Below are 19,151 nucleotides of genomic sequence, written 5' to 3'. Positions count from 1 at the left end.
TCAAATATCGCCGCGTAGTGCGGTATGCCTGGGTGGCCAACATCCTGTTTAACCGAGGCTCACAGGATGTGAGTAACATAGATGAAGCCACATATTGTGGCGTTTTTCGTTTATGTTCTATGTGGGGGTATTACAACCTGTTAAACCGGGAGAAATATTCTCTCTCTCTACTTTAGTCAAAAAAATACTTGGTATCGCATTTTATTTACTTGATCAAGTATCTTTTTCCAAGCAAAAAGATGCCAAAGAGGAAATTTTCCTCTCTAGCATCCTTATATTGAACTTATTCTGCTATATCTTTGAGTGGTGTTTCTTCTTTTACTGCTGTAGCGCCTCCCGCTGGTGTAGGAACATTGATAAATAGTTTACCTGTAGCTTTTTGTCTTGTTTCATTTGCAAATTCATCTACCACTTTTACTTCGATAACTGCTCCATTCGCAACAGTATCAGCAGGTACTGTCCAATACCCAACGTAATGTCCAGCGCCTTGTTCCATCATTGGTAGCTCTGTTGCATTGTTCACATTCCCTACATTTGTTAATGGCATATGGATAACAAATGAAGGTTTTAATCCTGGGTCACTATCAAATTCAATTTTGACGCTTCTACCTGTTGCTAGATAAAGATCGCTTGCAGGCTTCAGGTTTGTAATTTCAGGAGCATTGTAATCTGCTGTAACTGTGACTTTTTTGGATTCACTATTACCAGCTTTATCACTAGCCTTCACTACAATTTCGTTGATTCCTTCATCTAAAAGAATTCGTTTAGAATATTTACCATTTGAAACGGTAGCAACTTCTCCATTCACACGAACAAAGTTTAGATTTTCATCTGCAATAGTCCCTTGAACAGTTACAGTTTCACGATTTGTTTTTTCACCGTTTACTGGGCTATCGATAGTTAGTTTAGGTTTGACTGTATCCAGAATAACTGTTGCCGGCTCTGATTGACCTGTTACTCGATCGTTTAACACAGAAACTGCTACAAATTTATTGGACCCTTCTGTCAATTCAGTTTCAATAGAGAATTTACCGCTTTCGTCAACGACCACAGAGCCAGCATCTTCGCCATTTTGTTTTAGCTTAATTGTAGTTGTAGGCGAAGCTGTTCCTTCTACAGTAAACTGTGGTTCATTTGTTACTAAACCAGCCTCTGGCGAAGTAATAATTGGACCAACTACTTCATAACTAACACGAGCACGAATCATGTAATTCCCTTCTGCTGCTGGAGAAGGCGACCATGCTCCGGAAACTCCTTGATAACTTCTTTCTGCGTTTACTCCGTTTTCATCTGTTGCTAATCCAGGTGTATTGGGATTCGCAAAAGTTTGACGATACACCATAAAGAAGTCACCATTCACGGTTATATTGTGTTCCGTAAGGTCGACTACAGTCCATTGACCATTACGAAGTGCTGTTGCATCTATAGGACCTGCAAGTTTTTTACCCGGGGTACCATCTGCACCAGTCGCATCCCATACTTCAACTGCAAATGCCGTACCACCTGGGTTTGGCCATTCAGTATCCCAGAAACGGAAAACTCCATCCGTAACAATTCCATTCTCTTTGCCTTCCGGAAGTGACATTTTCACAGCCCAAGCGTTTCCTGCTGCATTGAAAGCACGTGCATTTTCTGCAGTTCCATCATCATAGCCAATTTCTCCACCTGGATATGTGTAGTAAGGTTCTAAGGCAACATTTTGTACAGTCGCATCTGAACCGATTGTGATGGTAACTTCTTGGCTATGATAGCCACGAGCAATTACCTTTAATGTGTAGTCTCCCTCATATGCTGTTAGCGAGTAGTTACCTGATGCATCAGTAACTACAGGTGTAATATTTGCATCTTCGACAAGGATAATTGTGGCACCTTCAATTCCTTCTCCAGTCGATTGGTCAGTAATAGAACCACTTACCGTATTTTCTGCAATTTCCGTTAATGTAAAGTTTGCAGTTGTAGTACCATCTGCTTCAATGATTACTGATTTTTCTTCCGATTCAAATCCATAAGCTTCTGCTTTAGCTGTAAATGTTCCTGCACCATGTGTTAGTGAATATGTCCCGTCAGCTGGGCTTGAATATACCGAACGACCAGATTCTAAGACACTTACTTGAGCACCTAGTGGTAGAAGTGTTGGATTAACGATTGTGTCTACTACTGGAGGTGCTTCTTTTACTGGCAATACAGGTCTAATTGTTTTAGGATCAATTGCTTCTTTTAATGACTTTTTGTCTGTTTCCTTGTTTTTATCTTTGTTTTCCTTCTTTGAACTATTTCCTTTTGATACTTTTCCAGTTTGAGAAAGGTCTGCTAAAACAACATCATCTAAATACCAGCCTTTTTTCACAACACTTCCATCTGAAAAAGCGTTAAATCCGATGTAAACACGTTGCCCTGCATATGCTGACAAATCAACTTCTGCATCGATCCATCCGTTAGATGTTCCTTGAACCTTTAACAGTTGTGTCCACTCGACTTGATCTGTAGAAATAAATACATGACCATAATCCCACGCTCTTCCTGAAGAAGACTGTTCAAACTCATGCCATTGCTTGAATTGCAAATATGAATTTCCTTCTGGTAAATCTACTGGAGGCATAACGAGTGTCGCATTCATAGAACTTTCATAAGTTCCATCTAAATTAGTAGCGTATACTTTTTCACCAGATGCCGCTCTTTCAGGGCCTACTGTTGGAATACCCCATTCCCAGCTATTTTTCTGTCCAAAAGATGTCCAGCCGACAGGAGTCGTTTCAAAGTCTTCTGAATAACCTACGGAAATACCTGGATTCACTTGAATTACATATTCTTCACTAACTACTTCATTATTACCAAAGTCATTTATTGTCCATTTGTACGTTAATGTTTCACCTGTAATAAAATCTCCAGGTACCAATACAGTATATACTCCATCCGTATAGTCGCCAGATGTGCGTCTAGCTTCAATCATTTGCCATACACCATCTGCATCTTTATAGTTCAGGTTAACTGAAGCAACACTAATATTGTCAGTAACTGAGATTGTCAAAGGTAAATCCATTCCTGTATACGTTTCCCTTGGTGCAGTATGTTCAAATACAGGCGCCTCATTGTCATCGCCTTGTTTTGAAACTTGCCCTTTTAATGTTCCAAGACCTGTAATGATTGACCCAACTGCTTCATAGGCATCTACTAATCCATACCCGTATCCATGATTCGGCACTGTTGGATACACCGAATCTGTCAATGGAATTGCAGTATTCAAAAGAATCTCTTCCATCTCATCGACTGTTAGATTCGCATCCACTTGTCGAAGTAAAGCGGCTACACCTGATATAGCTGGACCAGCCATCGAAGTACCATTCCACCCACCCTCATAGGTGCCTCCAGGTACTGATGAACGAATATTAACACCCGGTGCAGAAATATCAGGTTTAATTTCTGCGTATGGAGAAGGTCCTCTTAATGAGAAACCAGCTACAGCATTATTAATATCTGTTGCTCCTGTAGCAAATGCTTCAGGATAATTCGCAGGTGCTGCTACAGACCCTGGTCCACCTGGGTTTGAAAGTGTAGTATTACCCGCAGAGAATTCAGGGAAGATTTCTGCTGCACGCCAATTGATCACGACATCACGGTACCACTCATCCAGTCCGGCTCCGCCACCCCATGAGTTATTCACAACATCTGGAGCCATATCGACACGTACATTGCCCGCTGCATCCGTTGGAGCTAAAATCCACTCAGCTGCTTCGAGTAAATCCGTATCTGAACCACCACTTGCAGTAAATGCTTTAACTGCAATATATTTTGCTCCTGGAGCAACCCCGACTTGGTTTGCACCATTCGGTTCACTACCAACCATTGTTCCCGTTACATGTGTTCCATGCCCTTGGTCATCATATGGTGTAGCCCGTCCTGCAGTTGCATCAAACCAGTTATAGTCATGAGAAACTGCTCCACTTGCCTTATTATAGCCACGGTATTTTTCCTTTAGAGCAGGATGATCCCATTGAACACCTGTATCGATACTTGCTACAACAGTTCCCGCACCATCAATCCCCATATCCCATACTTCCGGCGCTTTGACGCGTTCCACATTCCATTCGACATTTGCAGTTTCCGCCTTTGGAGCGACTGCATTTTCTGTTTTTGTAGTAAATAATTGACGGGTTTCATTCGGCAAGATTTTCTCTACCTCTGGGAATGTAGCCAATTTTTCAGCAACTTCCTGCGTTGCTGTAACAGACATTCCATTTACTATATAGTACGATTCAATATCCTTCGCATTCCCTTTCGCCACTTCTTGCTCTAGAAACTCTGTGACGGTTTGTTGAGATTCTAAGGAAGTAGATTTCAGCTCTGATACAACTGCAGAGCGTTGGATAAGTTTAGCATTATGAGAAGACAAATTTGCCTTTTCAGCATCTTCCCTAGCTTCCTCAGCTACTTGTAAAGAATCTGCTTTTTCCTTGAATTTTATTAGAAACGTAACTTTATCATCGCTTTTGAAGCTTTCCAGTAATCGACTGTTCAGCTTGCCCTTCGCAGAAATAGAATTAGAGCTTGAATCCCTGAACGATTGGTGAAGTTTGTTTGCTGTTTCAGCACTTACAACATTTGGTGCAACAAGTGAAAACGTCATAAGTACGCTAGCTACAACACTAAGAACTTTAGTTTGACTTTTTTTCTTCTTCAACTTCATTCCTCCCTGAATTTTGTTAGATTTTATTACCAAAAGAACTTACAAAAGACCACAAAAAAACACCTTCTCCTCCTTCCCAAAATATTTTGGTAAATAGAATCAATGGTGACAATCTAAATCTCTCTTGGTGTATCTACAACAATAAAGGAAACTAATTCTAATTACTGTCGAACTATGTCGCCAATTATCCGAATTTTCAAAATTAATAATAATCAACTATTTTTAATATTTTTTTCATAGGTTAATAGTAACTGCTTTCAAAATCAAACTATGAGAAAAAAATCCATAGAATCGTTGGTACCAATATGAATAGTGCAAATAATAACTTTTTGTTATTTCTACATATTTTTTATACTTTTAAATAAATAATTAATTCTACCCAGTTTCATAAAGCGGGTCTGTACTAATAAATTTATCTACTTTTCTAAATAGTCCTTATTAACTATAATTAATCTCTTGTAAATAGACAGTAATCCAATGTTTTCTATCATTTTTATTAAGAATAAAATTATTCTGCATCACAAAGAATAGAAAGTATATTTATACTATAAACTCTAATAATCCCTATACTTTTAGAACTACTCCTTCCAAACTGTCGAATAATACAGAGCTCATTTCGACATGTATCACAGCTAAAAAGTTGAAAGATTTTACTGTGTGAAGTTAACTGGTATGGTTAAAGTGGATTATTTAACGAAGGAGTTTTGTGTATGCAAAAGTTACAATTTGAATCTTCATGGGAAAAGGCTATTGCTATCAAGGATAGAGAACTAATAACCGATATTTTTCAAAATAGTAAAGAGGGAGATGGACAAAGTATTCGATTGGAGCCCATTTGGGAAGCGATGAATTATAAAGGAGAGATTTTGATTACTGTCTTGATTCATAACTTTACCGATACGGAACTGACATTTCAAAATCAAAAACTTACCTATATAGAAAAGGAAACAATTATTGCAGAGCATACATTTACTGTTCCAAAACTAATTATAAATCCAATAACAAGTACACCTTGGACATTTATCTTTCCGATTGAAGGTTTAATAAGGAAAGAAATTTGTGGGAATGGAAAGTTAGAAATGGAAACAAAACGTCTTTAAAGACCTAAATTCAAGTAAAATAGAAAATACGCCTAACGAAATGATATTTCGTTAGGCGTTGTGTTTTTAAAGCTCAGATTTTATTAATTCTTTATCTTTTCTACCATGTAGTAAATAGTAAAGTGGAATACAAAGAATAATTACTAAAACCATTGCAACAAAGATTGCACGGTACCCAGTCTCTGGTGCGATAAAACCTAGAACGTAAGGTCCTATACCTAAACCGATATCAAATAAGATAAAATAGGTTGCAGTAGCTAAACCAAAACGATGAGGCTCTGTCACTTTAACTGCAATCGTTTGTGCGATTGAATTAAAGTTACCGTAACCAAATCCTATAAATGCTGCTGCAAGAAGTAGCATCCATCCTGCCGTAGCTTGGCTAAAGAACCACATGCCGATTGCAAATATAACTATGCAAGGGTAAACAATGATATTCGCACCTCGAGTATCCATTAATTTACCTGTAAATGGACGGGAGAAAATAATTACAATTGCATAAACTAAGAAGAAATAACTAGCTGCACTAACTAGATTAATGGACTCCGCATAAAATGACAAAAATGTCATAACGCCAGAATAACTAAAGCCGATAATCAATGCAATAAAAGAAATAGGTACTGCCTTCGGTTCGATAAATTGAGAAAAAATCGAGCTTTTTTCTTCTTTTATCTCTGGCTGTTTAATAGGAGGTAATTTTAGTTTTACAGCTGCAAAGAATAATATACAAACGACGGACAAAACTAGGTTCATCGTGAACATGATTTTAAATCCATCATCCATTTTTAATAGTAGAATCCCGATAAATGGACCAACAGCTGTTGCTAATATAGCACTTAAGCTAAAGTAGCCAATCCCCTCTCCTTTACGAGCACTTGGTAATATATGAGCCACAATGGTGCCCGTTGCAGTACCAATAATTCCAACGGCAATCCCTTGCGCTAATCGGTTAGCCAATAGTAGGGGAATACTATTCGCCAAGAAGTAAAGTGCCGATGTAGTAGCAAAGAAAGTTAAACCAATCCATAAAATTTTAATAGGTCCTTTTTGACCGATGAAACGTCCAGCACCAAGTCGCCCTAACAATGAACCAATTATAAAAATACTTGATACTAAGCCCGCCGTACTAGTAGTGGCCCCAAATTCCAATTTTGCATAAGATGCGATTGTTACCATTAACAAAAAGAATATTAATGTTGCTAAAAAGTTGATAGTTGAAACGATTATAAATTCCTTTGTCCAAAGTTTTTCCTTGTTCATCACCTACCACTACTTTCTTATATTTTGTTGTAATTTGTCTAAAACCTTTTCCACTATCTCACATTCTTCTTCTGTAACACCCTCTAAAAGAGAAGACTGGAAAGAATGAACTGCCTTTTTTAATTGCTTATATTTTACTATGCCCTCCTCTGTTAAATGCATTACTTTTTTGCGTTTATCTGTTCCGTGAAGTACGTATATCAAATGTTGATCTATTAGTTTCTGCGCAAGTACTGTGACAGAAGGCTTCTCAACACTCCAATATAAAGCAATTTCTGAATTTGTTGCAGGACCAACCTCATATATATATCGGATTAATCCCCACTGGGCTTCTGACATATGATAAGGGCTTAACACTTGCTGTAAATTATTCGCATAAGGTCGATGAAAAATTTTAAATTTAGCAAACATCGAATACATACTAGTAGTACCCTCCTAAAAACTTATCAAAATTAGTTAGTTAACCTAATTAATTAAAAAGCATTTGACTTGTTTTGTAAAGGAACTTTAATACACAATTACTTTTGCTGGACCCGTTTACTATTTTAGACCTTTCGACAAACTCAAAAAAACACCCTCACCTTTTCTGGCAAGAGTGCTCTATAAAGGGTATCAAATATCCCCCTAATACTACCTCATAGTTTTATTTAAAAATTTGTTGGTACCATTGTTTTGCAGCTTCTACTTCTGCCATTGTAAGTTGATGTCCAGTATTTACCCATTGAACACCAACCGTAGCATTAGCATCTTCTAATAGTTGTTGAAGATCAACTGATTCTCGTTGAGGACAAATTGGATCATTTGTTCCTGCAGCGATAAACACTTCGGTTCCTGTTAAATCTGGAAGAGTCATGCCGCGTCTTGGTACCATCGGATGATGTAAAATCGCACCCTTAAGTGCATCTTTAAAATGGAATAGTAGGCTTGCTGCAATATTTGCTCCATTGGAATAACCAATAGCAACAATGTTTTGACGATCAAATTCATACTTCGTCGAAGCATCATCTAAAAAAGCATTAAGCTCGTTTGTACGGAATATTAAATCCTCTTCATCGAATACACCTTCTGCTAGGCGCTTGAAGAAACGGGGCATCCCATTTTCTAATACATTACCTCGTACACTGAGTACAGATGCATCTGGGTCCACTATATCGGCTAAAGATAGTAAATCATGTTCATTGCCACCAGTACCATGTAATAGTAATAGAACTGGTTTTTCGCTATTTGTTCCTTGCTTGAAAATATGTTGCATAGTCATTATTCTCTCCTTTCAAAAAGAGCTAGTTTAAAAGTATAAAATTAGGTTCCTCATTTAGGTCTATCTATTGAAAAGATTTCTCCGATTTTTGCATAGCTGGAGCCAGCTAAACGACTGACCGCGTTTAAACCTCTTGGATCAATACGACCATTTTCATAAATTGCATCATCGACATGAAATGTTACAATTTCTCCGATGAACAAATCACTTCCTGGTCCATCTCCACCTAAAGGAATGGCTTGCACAAGTTTGCACTCCATTCGAAATTTCGATTCCTTTATACCAGGAACAGAAATGTTTGTACTAGGTACAAGTGTCAGATTTGCTAATTCGATTTCACTTTCTGCAGGAGGTAATGAAGCAGCTGTTTCATTGATTTTCGCTACATTCTCATCATCCACAATATGCACAACAAATTGTTCGTTATCATAAATATTACGTGCTGTATCTTTTAGCTTATTTGGTCTCTGGATAGAAACGGATACCATCGGCGGATTAGATGAAACAATATTGAAATAGCTAAATGGAGCGCCATTAACAACACCATTGCTCGATTGTGTGGTCACAAAAGCAATAGGTCTTGGAATTATAGACCCAATTAAAAGTTTATAATTATCTCGCTCACTATTTTGTTTAGGATCAATAGAAATCAATAAGTTCAGCCCCTCTGTTAGTCGATTGGACGCACTTGAATTGGAATAAGTGAATTCATTAATTGGTCACGGTGCTGTTCATATTGCGATGGCAACATTAACTGTGCGCCCATAGTTTCTTGAGACTCATCATGTGCAAATCCTGGAGGGTCTGTTGCAATTTCAAATAATATTTCTCCTGATTCACGGAAGTACAATGCATTAAAGTAGTAACGATCTTTTATTTCCGTTACACGCTGACCAAGACTAATTGCATGCTGTTGCCATTCAAGATGATCTGCATCATCCTGTGCACGCCAAGCAATATGGTGAACAGTACCAACACCCATTGTGCCACGTTCTCCTGTTACCATTTTTAGATCGATAATATTTCCTAAATCAGCAGGAGCTTTAAAACGTGTATAATCTCCCTCTGTTCCAACTACTTCAAGTCCCATTACTTCTGTTAATGTTTTAGCAGTTTCTTCTGGTCTACTTGAATATAGTACGGCCCCACCAAAACCTTTAATCGCAACTTCTGGTGTTACTCCGCCAAATGTCCAGTCGTTTTGCTCACCCTCTGCACGTTCAACAAGCTCCAATTGCAAGCCATGAGGGTCATCCAATTGAATCACTTGTTCCCCAAAACGCTCTGCTTTTTTAAATGGAATCGATAATGTTGCAAATCGATTTACCCAAAAACTTAATGACCCTAATGGCACTACATACGTTGTAACCCCAACTTGACCGTCCCCAATTTTTCCTGGATAAGCATTTGCCCAAGGGAAAAATGTAATAATTGTACCCGGTTTTCCTCCGCCATTCCCAAAATATAAATGGTAAGTGCCAGGATCATCGAAGTTCACCGTTTGTTTAACTAAACGTAAACCTAATACTCCCGCATAAAAATCAATATTTTCCTGTGGATGACCAACGATTGCTGTAATATGGTGAATACCTGCTGTTTGTTTTTTCATTATTATGTTCCTCTCAACAAGCTAAATTTCTCAATTTAATTTATTTTTAATCAATCGGTTCTAATTTTGCTTCAATTTCTGCTCGTCTGCCCTCTAAAAATGGTGGCAAATCTAATTCTTTACCTAAAGATTCAATCGTTGAATCCACTGTAAAACCTGGTCCGTCTGTTGCTAACTCAAATAATATTCCGTTGTTTTCTCTAAAATATAAGCTCTCAAAATAATACCGGTCTGTAATTTTCATTACACTAAAACCAAAGTCTTTAATACGCTGTTGCCACTGTCGCAGTTCTTCTCCATCTTTTACACGGATAGCTACGTGGTGTACACTGCCTTTACCCGGTTTTTCTTTTGGACCGTCCTGCTCCACTATGACAATTTCACCAAATGTCTGACCTTTTACCGATTGGTAGATAGCTTCGTTGTCATTACGTGAAACAAGCTCATATTCAAATAAATTCTCTAATGTATTTGCTAGACTTTCAAGAGATTTTACGGTTATTTCTACTGCACCCATACCAAGAATACGATGCTCTTCTAATACGATTGAATCCGACCAAGACTGCCAGTAATCTGGCACTTCATCTCCATTATTATTTAAAAGGACAAGTCGTAACCCCTCGCAATCTTCAAAATGAAGTGCATCACGTCCGGCATAGGTAGTAATCTCTCCATGCTGTACATCGAGTAATTCCAATCTATTCTTCCAATATAGTAAACTATCATAAGATGGAACGAGTAAACCTATACGAGTAATTGCATCCGTCCCTCTTTTTGTAGACCCTACCATAGGTATTTCAAAAAACGAAAGCTCAGTTCCAGCACTTCCTGTTAAATCTCCATAGAATAGGTGATACATACTTGGATCATCTTGATTGACCGTTTTTTTCACTCTACGAAGCCCGAGCACTTTTTGATAGAACTGGTTGTTTTGGCGGCCTTTTTTCGTAATCATGGAAATATGATGATGGCCAGCTATCTTGTTCATTTTACTTCCTCCCTTTTTTGCTTTAAATTCTGAACAAAACCTTCAATATACTTGATAGCGTTTTGTTCAGAATTTAATCTTATAAATCACAAAATGTACATGCGCTCATGCACATTTTGTAATTTAAAGAATTCACTATCAAATACCTTATTTACGAACTGTATTTAATGCGTTTGTCCAAGGAATAACTTGGTCTAGCATTTGGTTTACTGAATCTGCTTGTACTGCAGCTGGTTTGAAGTCTGTACCATTTTCGAAATCTGTGAATAATGATAATGCAGGATGTACACGTACGTGTGCTACTAATAATTCACTTAAAATACCACGTAAATGTTCTGTTGCACGAGCTCCACCTACTGAACCGTATGATACGATACCTGCAGCTTTGTTGTTCCATTCTTCACGTAGGTAATCTAATGCATTTTTAAGTGCACCTGTAATAGAGTGGTTGTATTCTTGAACGATGAATACGAATCCGTCTTGTTTAGAAATGATTTCTGACCATGCTGCTGCACCTGATGCGTCTCCGCCTGCTTCACCTAAAAGTGGTAATTTGTATTCTGCGATGTCGATAATTGTGTAGTTTGCATCTCCACGTTTGTCCGCTAATTCTTTTACCCATGCCCCTACTTGTGGACTTACGCGTCCCTCACGTGTCGAACCTAAAATTATACCTATATTTGATTTTGTCATTGTTTTTTCCTCCTCTTGTTGTTGTTGTTGTGATCCAAATAATTTATTTAAAAAGCCCATTTTTTAATTTCACCTCCTTATAAGTACTCTTTTTCTATGTTGAGCGTGCTGCGAACGGTGTTGATTGGTCGCACAGCTGCCTCGATTTGTTCGCGTTTTCCTTCAAGGAATGGTGGTAACGACAAGATTTCTCCTACTGTTTCATAAGGCTCGTCTCCCATAAATCCAGGGCCATCAGTTGCCCACTCAAAAAGGATTCCAGGTGCTACGCGAGCGTATAAAGATTCAAAGAAGAATCGGTCTACATAACCAGAAGTACCAAAACCAGACGCTTGCATATGGTCAATCCATTCATACAATACTTTCGTGTCTTCTACGCGGAAGGCTGCATGGTGTACTGTTCCGAAACCTTGACGTCCTGCTGGGAGAATCGTGTTATGTTCTACAATTACTTGTGCACCATTTCCACCTTCTCCAACTTCAAATAGATGCAAGGAACCTTCATGTCCGATTTCACGCATTAACATTACTTTTTCCAATACTTCCTTAAAATAATCAAACTGTGCGATACGAATATGAATTGGTCCTAAACCTGTAATCGCAAATTCCAATGGAACTGGTCCATCTTGCCAAGGTGTCCCTGATGCAATACCCTCATTAAATTCATCAGAAACCAACATATATTGTTGATCATCAAAGTCCACAAATGAAATAGTCTTCTTACCAAACACTTCTTTAATACCAGTGTTTTTTACTTCATACTTTTCGAAGCGTTTCACCCAGTAATCTAAAGCCGCATCTGTCGGTACACGGAAAGCTGTTTTATAAATCTCATTCGTTCCATGGGTTCCTTTAGGAATGCCTGGGAAATCGAAGAACGTCATATCTGTACCAGCCGATCCTTTATCATCTGCGAAGAATAAGTGATACGTTTGAATATCATCCTGATTGACAGTTTTCTTAACTAGTCTCATTCCTAATACAAATGTGAAAAACTCATAGTTTTTTTCTGCACTACTTGTAATTGCTGTTACGTGATGTATACCTTTTAAGTGATTCATCGTGTTTCCTCCTAATTTTTATATAGAATTAATTATTCTTCAGTTCGAGATAATTATTAAAAAAATATTATTTAAAACCAATTATTCAATTTTTTTTAGCAGTTCAATCATTTTGTTCAAATCGGCTTTTGTGAACTTACAAAATACTCCACTCTTCATTTTCTCATGTTGAGGAAAAATCCGTTCCATAAGTGACTTTCCATGACTCGTCAGACTAGCATAAGTCACACGACGATCTTCCGGACATGCTTTACGAATAACAAACTTCTTTTGCTCAAGTTTATCTACCACATAAGTGATACTACTACTTGAAATAAGTACCTTTTTCCCAATTACTTGAATCGGCTGATCTCCTCTTTGAAAGAGTAATTCTAATACAGCAAACTCTGTAGGATTCAATTCATATCTAGCTGCATCTTTTCTAATAATTTCTTGAATCGATTGGGAGGCACGAAGGATATCGGTAACAGCATTCAATTTTTCTGTGGCAAAATCCAATCGTATCACTCCTCTTAATACTTATAATTAATTTATCTTCAATTAAAGTATCTTTAATTCGAACTAAATATAACATGAAAGCATTATAGCTGTCAACAGTTTTGTAAATATCAATAAATAATAAATTTAACCCATCAAATCATCGAACTAGTCACACTCATGGGAAAAAGACTTCCTTCTATTGCAAAAGAAATTACCCCTGTCTCTTCTGAAACTACAAGTACTAACGCGTCACATTTTTCAGAGAGTCCTATTGCCGCACGGTGTCGAGTACCGAGTTTTTTACCCCCTGACCCTATGCCAGATAAAGGGAGTACGTTTGCTGCAGAATATATTTTATCTCCTCTTATTAATACTGCTCCATCATGCAATGGATTTCCTGGATAGAAAATCGACTCTAATAATGATTGTGTTAATGTCGCACCAATAGACGTACCAGCTCGAATGAATAAGTCCACTTGATCTTTACGTTCAATAACTATTAATGCTCCATGTCTTTGGTGAGACAAATGCTGAATGCAAGTAGATATTTCCAAGTATTTATCGGTATAAGGCGCCAAATAATTATTAAGATAAAAGGTAGCAGCCATCGTTTCTACTTCTTCAAACTTATCTTTGAGGTCTTTAAGCTCCCCCAAAACACAATAACTATCATTGTTTAAAGTTTTTATTCCTTTATTTATATCAAATGATATATTTTCTAAGCTTTCCGTTAATTTCAATTTTAGTTGTGATAAATCAAAAACATTCTGAGACATAATCTAGATACCTCGTTTCAAAATAATAACGACAGCTTGCTGTGTATCTTTAATTTGACCCAAAATGTAGTAAATCATACATAGAACGACCATCTGTTGGCCTGGGTTATTTTAAACAAATATAGCCCCATTCCAATAGTAGAACGGGGCTGAAATAAGATTATTTAACTCGATTGGCGAACAATATGATCTGCTAATCTTATAGCTAAAGCAACATTAGAAAGAACGGGTCCGGCTGCTGTTAACGTTGGAAGAACACTATTATCGGCGACGAATAGTCCTGGAACACCATGTACTTGACCGTGGAGATTTGTAGCTGAAGTATTTGGATCGTCACCCATTCTACAAGTGGAAGCCTCGTGCATATCACTTCCAGGTGGACGAAGAGTTAGAGTAGAAGTATCTAAAGTAACTCCCATAGCGGCTGCAGATTCGATAATTCCTTGCTTAACTTGTTCAGCCACTTGAAGGTCTTTATCACTTAATGAATATTGAACTTGTTGTAAAGGTACACCGAACTCATCCTTTTCATCTGGATCAATATACACTCTGTTCTCAGCCCTAGGCTCAACCCTTCCAAATGCAGCGAATGCGATTATCAAAGTATCCTTTAGCTCTTTGTCCTCAAATTGCTGGTAAGAAAAATACTGATCTGGGCCTAAGATTTGGATTTGATATGGAGATTCCTTTGTTTCAAATTTCAAGATTGATAAATTTCCATTTTTATCGGAAAACTGATTTCTACCTATTGTTCCAATTGCAATGATGGACACGTGCCCAGTTAAGTAGCGTCCAATAGCAGGACCTTGAATTCCTGAATTAAGCAATATACGAGGTGTCTCTAAAGTACTCGCAGATAACACTACATTTTTAGCTCGAATAAAATGCGCTGTTTTATCTGGAGAAAATACTTCTACGCCAGCTGTTTTCCCGTTTTCCAAAAATACTCGTGACACATTGGCATTTATTGCAAGATCATATGGATGATCAAAAAGGGCGGCTGCAAGAGCATTGATAGAACTAAACCAAGGATTTGAGTGGACTTCTCCTTGACGAGAAGGTGTCATATCAAAAGCAACTGGCATATCATTCGCTTCGAGGATCCCCCCTGCATGAAGCTTTCTTAAAAGAATCTTTTGCATAGATGATCCTTCCGCATAATCGGTTGTCACATGCAATAATTTCTCGGCCATCCGATAATATACATTTAATTCCTGACGGTGAATTGGCCATTTATTGAGTTCTTCTCGAATTGGTCTTGGAGTGGCCGCATTCCAAAACAATGATCTGCCACCAAGTGCATATACCATTCTGGCACCGGAGAATTCTGGCAATCGTTCGCCAACTACTGTTGAATTGTCTGGAAGGAGTTGATCTCTTGCTGTATTAACATTTTGCGTTGGAATATTTAGGGAATGAGAATGAAACAATTTATCACCCATTTCAAGTATTCCTATTTTTTTTGCACCTTGACCTTTCCACAGTTCGCAGAGCCTTTGCAGTGTTGCTCCTCCACCAGGACCACTTCCTACAATAAGTACATCGTAATTTGTCCCTGACATCTCTTCAAGTGTTTTCGTTGGAATCCAATTGTTCTTATATTTCACCACTATAGTAGTACACTCTCCTCTTTCTTAATTATCACTTTAAGATATGCACCACTGTTTGATTTGTTCAAATACGGTAAGTTTTAACGCCCTTTAGGCAAAAGCTGTTCTGTATCGTTTCAAGTGGGCCTTGGACAGATTTACACACAACATTACTGTGGGTTTGAATTAACTTGACTCTTCCCATTTATTTACCCAGGTCAAAATTTAAAAAACACCCCCGCCATTCCTGGCAAGAGTGCTCTATAAAGTGAAACTTCAATCAGGGGCTTTCTTCGTCTCCCTCTTATGCTTGTCGCTTGAGACAATCCTTGAATGGGAGTCGTCTTAAACAATTTAAATTTTAATATCTGGCATACTCTTCTATCGTCATCTGTAAAAAAGCAATGGCTGCAGGTGACAATGTTGCATTTTTCATATAGCTAATAACCACTATATTTTTAAATGCAGGATTTCCTAAAGTAAATAAATTCGCCTCCGTTATAATGTTATCTCGTTCAACCACACAGCCTGGAATAATTGTTAGACCCAAACCGTTATTCGATAATCTAAATGCATTTTCAACGTTCTCCGTTTCGAGAACTATTTCTGGCTCTATATTATAATGGTCTAAAACTCGATCTACCAGTCTACGTAAACCAAGTCCAGGTTTTAGTAAGACAAAACGTTCATGCTGCAAAAATTTCGGATTAAAAGGGATATGCGTAGGTCCTTTATACTTTGATTCGTGTAATCGATGCCCTTTCGGTACCAATAGATACAGATTCTCTTCATATAGCTTTACATAATCTAATTCAGGATTGGTAATAGGCAGCATATTTAAACAAATATCAATTTTGTTTTGTAAAAGTAAGGACTCCATAACCGAAGCGGTTTCTTCTACTAGTTCAATTTCTAATCCTGGGTAAGCTTTTATAAATTTAGGTAGAAATTTATACAATGTATAGGATGCTAAAGTAGGATTAATACCTATAGTAAGTCTTCCTTTTTTTAAATCTGAAATTGCTTCAAACTCATGTTTCATTTTCACATATTTCTCTTCGATTTCCTTCATATATGAAAGATATCGTTCGCCGGCATAAGTAAGTGTTAATGGTGTCACTTGACGATTAACAAGCTCAACCCCAAGTTCTAACTCAATATTTTTAATATATTTACTTAAGTAAGGTTGTGAGATATAAAGCGCTTTCGCAGCATGTGAAATATTCCCATATTCCAGAATTGTATCTAAATATAAGGCCGACATGTCTTTCATTTGACTCAAACCAGGTCGCTCCTTTACCTATAACTCATAACACTTTCATTATAATCAATTTCTATTGAAATATAAGAGGATAAGAACTCAACAATAATTCTCCTCGTGTTACAGGATAAAAAAATTGCCTCCTATGAAAGGAGACAATTCTAAAAATGCGTATTAAATTACATACCACCAGTTACAGGAATTGATTCACCTGTAATAGCAGCAGCACCTTCAGAAGCTAAGAATACCGCAGTTTTACCGATTTCAGAAGGTTCTAGTAAACGTTTGATCCATTGTTTACCTAAGATGTGATGAGCTACTGCTTCTTCTTCAGTAGTGCCGTCTTTTTCAGCTAAAATTGGAATTTGTTTTTCGATTAACTCAGTGCGTACTGGACCTGGTTCGATACAGTTAACAGTTATACCGTTAGTAGCATTTTCTAAAGCTACCACTTTAGAGAAACCAGTTTGTCCTGCTTTAGCAGCACAGTAAGCTGATTTGTACGCATCTGGAATACGACCATGTGCAGATACGATGTTGATGATACGACCGTAGTTTTGAGCTTGCATTGATTTTAAAGAGTGTTTCGTCATTAAGAATGTACCTTTTAAAATAACATCGTTTAATAGATCCCATTTTTCTACTGGGAAATCTTCTGTTTTACAGATAAATTGTAAACCAGCGTTGTTAACAACTACGTCTACAGAACCGCGCTCAGCGATTACTGTGTCGATAGCAGTTTTAACTGAAGATTCATCAGCTACATTTACTTTGTAACCTTTTGCGTTACCTAATTTTTCAGCAGAAGCGATAGCAGCCTCTTCATTTAAGTCAAAGATCGCTACGAAGTCACCATTTGCAATAAATTCTTGTGCTATTGCATAACCAATACCTTGCGCAGCACCAGTGATTAATACTGTACGATTTGTTTTCATAATTAAATACCCTCCAACTTTTTTATTTTGATTGGTTTGTTTATTTTTGTTCACTGGGGAGAGACTCTAAACTTTCCCCCCAATGATTTTTATTAATAGAATGTAATACCTATTATTAATGCTACGATTAGTGCAATAAAAATTGGCAATGTCATACTTATGAATGCATATTTAAATGAATTTTTATGAGTTAATCCTGCCAATGCAAACAATGACAAAACTGCACCAGAATGTGGTAACCCCGTCAGTACAGAGGATGCAATCGCGGAAATACGGTGCATCGCATCAGGATTCACGCCCATATCCAAATATGTCTGTGCAAATGCTTCCATCGCTATTCCAAGACCACCTGAAGCTGAACCCGTAATTGCTCCTAGTACAGCCGAAGCAATCGTTAAACTGATTAATGGATTACCAGGAATACCTAAGATAAAATCTGATATTACCTTAAACCCTGGTGCCATTGTAATTACAACACCAAAAGCAACAGCCGCTGAAGTAAAGAATATAGGTGTGATGGACCCATTTGCACCTAAACTAAGTGCTGTTTTGTGCGAAGGAATATAACGATGAAACAGTACTGCTGCAGTCAAAATCGCTGCACCTAAGCCGATTAATACGATATTATCCACTTTCATCGCACTACCTATAAATATGATGACGATTAATAGTAGAATTGGTAAGATACTTAAAAAGAATGAAGGAATTTTTTCTTTTAAAGCAAGCGCCTCTTCTTTTCCCTCCGCATAAGGAGCAAAAGTATTACCCTCCGCAATGCTCTTTTTCAAAGCATATCGCATATATACAAGACCAACGATAATCGCTACTAGCGTTGCAACAAACCCCATTAATGGTGCGGCGGTTAGTGTCGTTCCTAAATATTTCGTTGGAACAACGTTTTGGATAGACGGTGTTCCCGGCATCATCGTCATAGTAAACGTTCCAATCCCTATGAATACTGGGATAACGATTAAGTTCCATGCAATATTTAGCTCTTTAAATAATGGTTTCGCTAATGGAATAACAACAAACAATACGACAAACAAACTAATTCCGCCGTATGTTAAAATTGCACTAATTACTAGAACTGCAACCAATACAGAAAATGGTTTTTGCGTTCCTGTAATGGATAATACTTTTTGCGCTATGGATTGAGCTGCCCCACTTTTTTCAATATATTGAGCTAAAATCGCCCCTAATAAAAACACTGCAAAATAATTAATTATAAAACCTGCTAAACCTGTCATAAATGAACTTTCATTTCCTATTAATGATGGAAAGAAATCCATACCATTTGTCACAATTACAACAATTGCTGCAAGTGGTGCTATGAAAACGATGCTATAACCCTTCATTGCTAGAATGACGATTAACGCAATCGCAATTACTATACCGATAGTACCCATTTTGATTATCTCCTTTTCCTGCTTTGTGACAATAATTCATCAATAATGTGG

Annotated in this window: 16 protein-coding genes; 1 reads left to right on the top strand and 15 read right to left on the bottom strand. The window is 37.5% G+C overall.

The window, feature by feature from the left end; all coding sequences use genetic code 11:
• Positions 1–283 precede the first annotated feature (283 nt).
• Positions 284–4,684: a S8 family serine peptidase gene (locus ACIQX2_RS06330; RefSeq protein WP_402847789.1), complete on the bottom strand. Its 4,401-nt coding sequence runs from the start codon at positions 4,682–4,684 to the stop codon at positions 284–286.
• 710 nt (positions 4,685–5,394) lie between these two features.
• On the opposite strand from ACIQX2_RS06330, the gene ACIQX2_RS06325 reads away from it, so the two are divergent.
• A complete protein-coding gene (locus ACIQX2_RS06325; protein ID WP_402847788.1) occupies positions 5,395–5,784 on the top strand; it encodes an SLAP domain-containing protein in 390 nt (129 codons plus the stop codon).
• A 66-nt stretch (positions 5,785–5,850) separates the two neighbouring features.
• On the opposite strand, the gene ACIQX2_RS06320 is transcribed toward ACIQX2_RS06325, so the two are convergent.
• The 14 genes from ACIQX2_RS06320 to ACIQX2_RS06255 all read right to left on the bottom strand — a co-directional run bounded on the left by ACIQX2_RS06320 (position 5,851) and on the right by ACIQX2_RS06255 (position 19,100).
• On the bottom strand, positions 5,851–7,044 hold the full coding sequence (locus ACIQX2_RS06320; protein ID WP_402847787.1) for an MFS transporter: 1,194 nt from the start codon (positions 7,042–7,044) through the stop codon (positions 5,851–5,853).
• A gap of 9 nt (positions 7,045–7,053) precedes the next feature.
• Positions 7,054–7,464, bottom strand: a complete 411-nt coding sequence (locus ACIQX2_RS06315) for a MarR family winged helix-turn-helix transcriptional regulator (protein ID WP_402847786.1) — start codon at positions 7,462–7,464, stop codon at positions 7,054–7,056.
• A gap of 223 nt (positions 7,465–7,687) precedes the next feature.
• Positions 7,688–8,296, bottom strand: a complete 609-nt coding sequence (locus ACIQX2_RS06310) for an alpha/beta hydrolase (RefSeq protein WP_402849117.1) — start codon at positions 8,294–8,296, stop codon at positions 7,688–7,690.
• 56 nt (positions 8,297–8,352) lie between these two features.
• Entirely contained in the window at positions 8,353–8,955 is a 603-nt protein-coding gene (locus tag ACIQX2_RS06305) for a flavin reductase family protein (RefSeq protein WP_402847785.1), read from the bottom strand.
• Positions 8,956–8,972: 17 nt separating this feature from the next.
• Positions 8,973–9,911, bottom strand: coding sequence for a ring-cleaving dioxygenase (locus ACIQX2_RS06300; protein ID WP_402847784.1), 939 nt, complete (start codon positions 9,909–9,911; stop codon positions 8,973–8,975).
• A gap of 46 nt (positions 9,912–9,957) precedes the next feature.
• A complete protein-coding gene (locus ACIQX2_RS06295; RefSeq protein WP_402847783.1) occupies positions 9,958–10,899 on the bottom strand; it encodes a ring-cleaving dioxygenase in 942 nt (313 codons plus the stop codon).
• Positions 10,900–11,046: 147 nt separating this feature from the next.
• Positions 11,047–11,652 carry an NADPH-dependent FMN reductase gene (locus ACIQX2_RS06290; RefSeq protein WP_402847782.1) on the bottom strand — a complete coding sequence of 202 codons (606 nt, stop codon included), beginning with the start codon at positions 11,650–11,652 and terminating at the stop codon, positions 11,047–11,049.
• Positions 11,653–11,669: 17 nt separating this feature from the next.
• Positions 11,670–12,653 carry a ring-cleaving dioxygenase gene (locus tag ACIQX2_RS06285; RefSeq protein ID WP_402847781.1) on the bottom strand — a complete coding sequence of 328 codons (984 nt, stop codon included), beginning with the start codon at positions 12,651–12,653 and terminating at the stop codon, positions 11,670–11,672.
• A gap of 81 nt (positions 12,654–12,734) precedes the next feature.
• Positions 12,735–13,151, bottom strand: coding sequence for a MarR family winged helix-turn-helix transcriptional regulator (locus ACIQX2_RS06280; protein ID WP_402847780.1), 417 nt, complete (start codon positions 13,149–13,151; stop codon positions 12,735–12,737).
• Between the two features lie 134 nt (positions 13,152–13,285).
• Positions 13,286–13,909, bottom strand: a complete 624-nt coding sequence (gene cdaS / locus ACIQX2_RS06275; RefSeq protein ID WP_402847779.1) for a sporulation-specific diadenylate cyclase CdaS — start codon at positions 13,907–13,909, stop codon at positions 13,286–13,288.
• 164 nt (positions 13,910–14,073) lie between these two features.
• The gene (locus ACIQX2_RS06270; protein ID WP_402847778.1) at positions 14,074–15,519 is read right to left on the bottom strand and encodes a GMC oxidoreductase; all 1,446 of its coding nucleotides are present in this window, start codon (positions 15,517–15,519) and stop codon (positions 14,074–14,076) included.
• A gap of 340 nt (positions 15,520–15,859) precedes the next feature.
• Positions 15,860–16,771 carry a LysR family transcriptional regulator gene (locus ACIQX2_RS06265; RefSeq protein WP_402849115.1) on the bottom strand — a complete coding sequence of 304 codons (912 nt, stop codon included), beginning with the start codon at positions 16,769–16,771 and terminating at the stop codon, positions 15,860–15,862.
• A 167-nt stretch (positions 16,772–16,938) separates the two neighbouring features.
• The gene (locus tag ACIQX2_RS06260) at positions 16,939–17,694 is read right to left on the bottom strand and encodes an SDR family oxidoreductase (protein ID WP_402847777.1); all 756 of its coding nucleotides are present in this window, start codon (positions 17,692–17,694) and stop codon (positions 16,939–16,941) included.
• Positions 17,695–17,786: 92 nt separating this feature from the next.
• Positions 17,787–19,100 carry a GntP family permease gene (locus ACIQX2_RS06255; protein ID WP_402847776.1) on the bottom strand — a complete coding sequence of 438 codons (1,314 nt, stop codon included), beginning with the start codon at positions 19,098–19,100 and terminating at the stop codon, positions 17,787–17,789.
• Between the last annotated feature and the right edge of the window lie 51 nt (positions 19,101–19,151).

Source organism: Psychrobacillus sp. NPDC096623, assembly GCF_044762655.1.
GTDB lineage: Bacteria > Bacillota > Bacilli > Bacillales_A > Planococcaceae > Psychrobacillus.
Note: the sequence above shows the minus strand (reverse complement) of the source record. Positions and strands in the feature narration are given on the sequence as shown.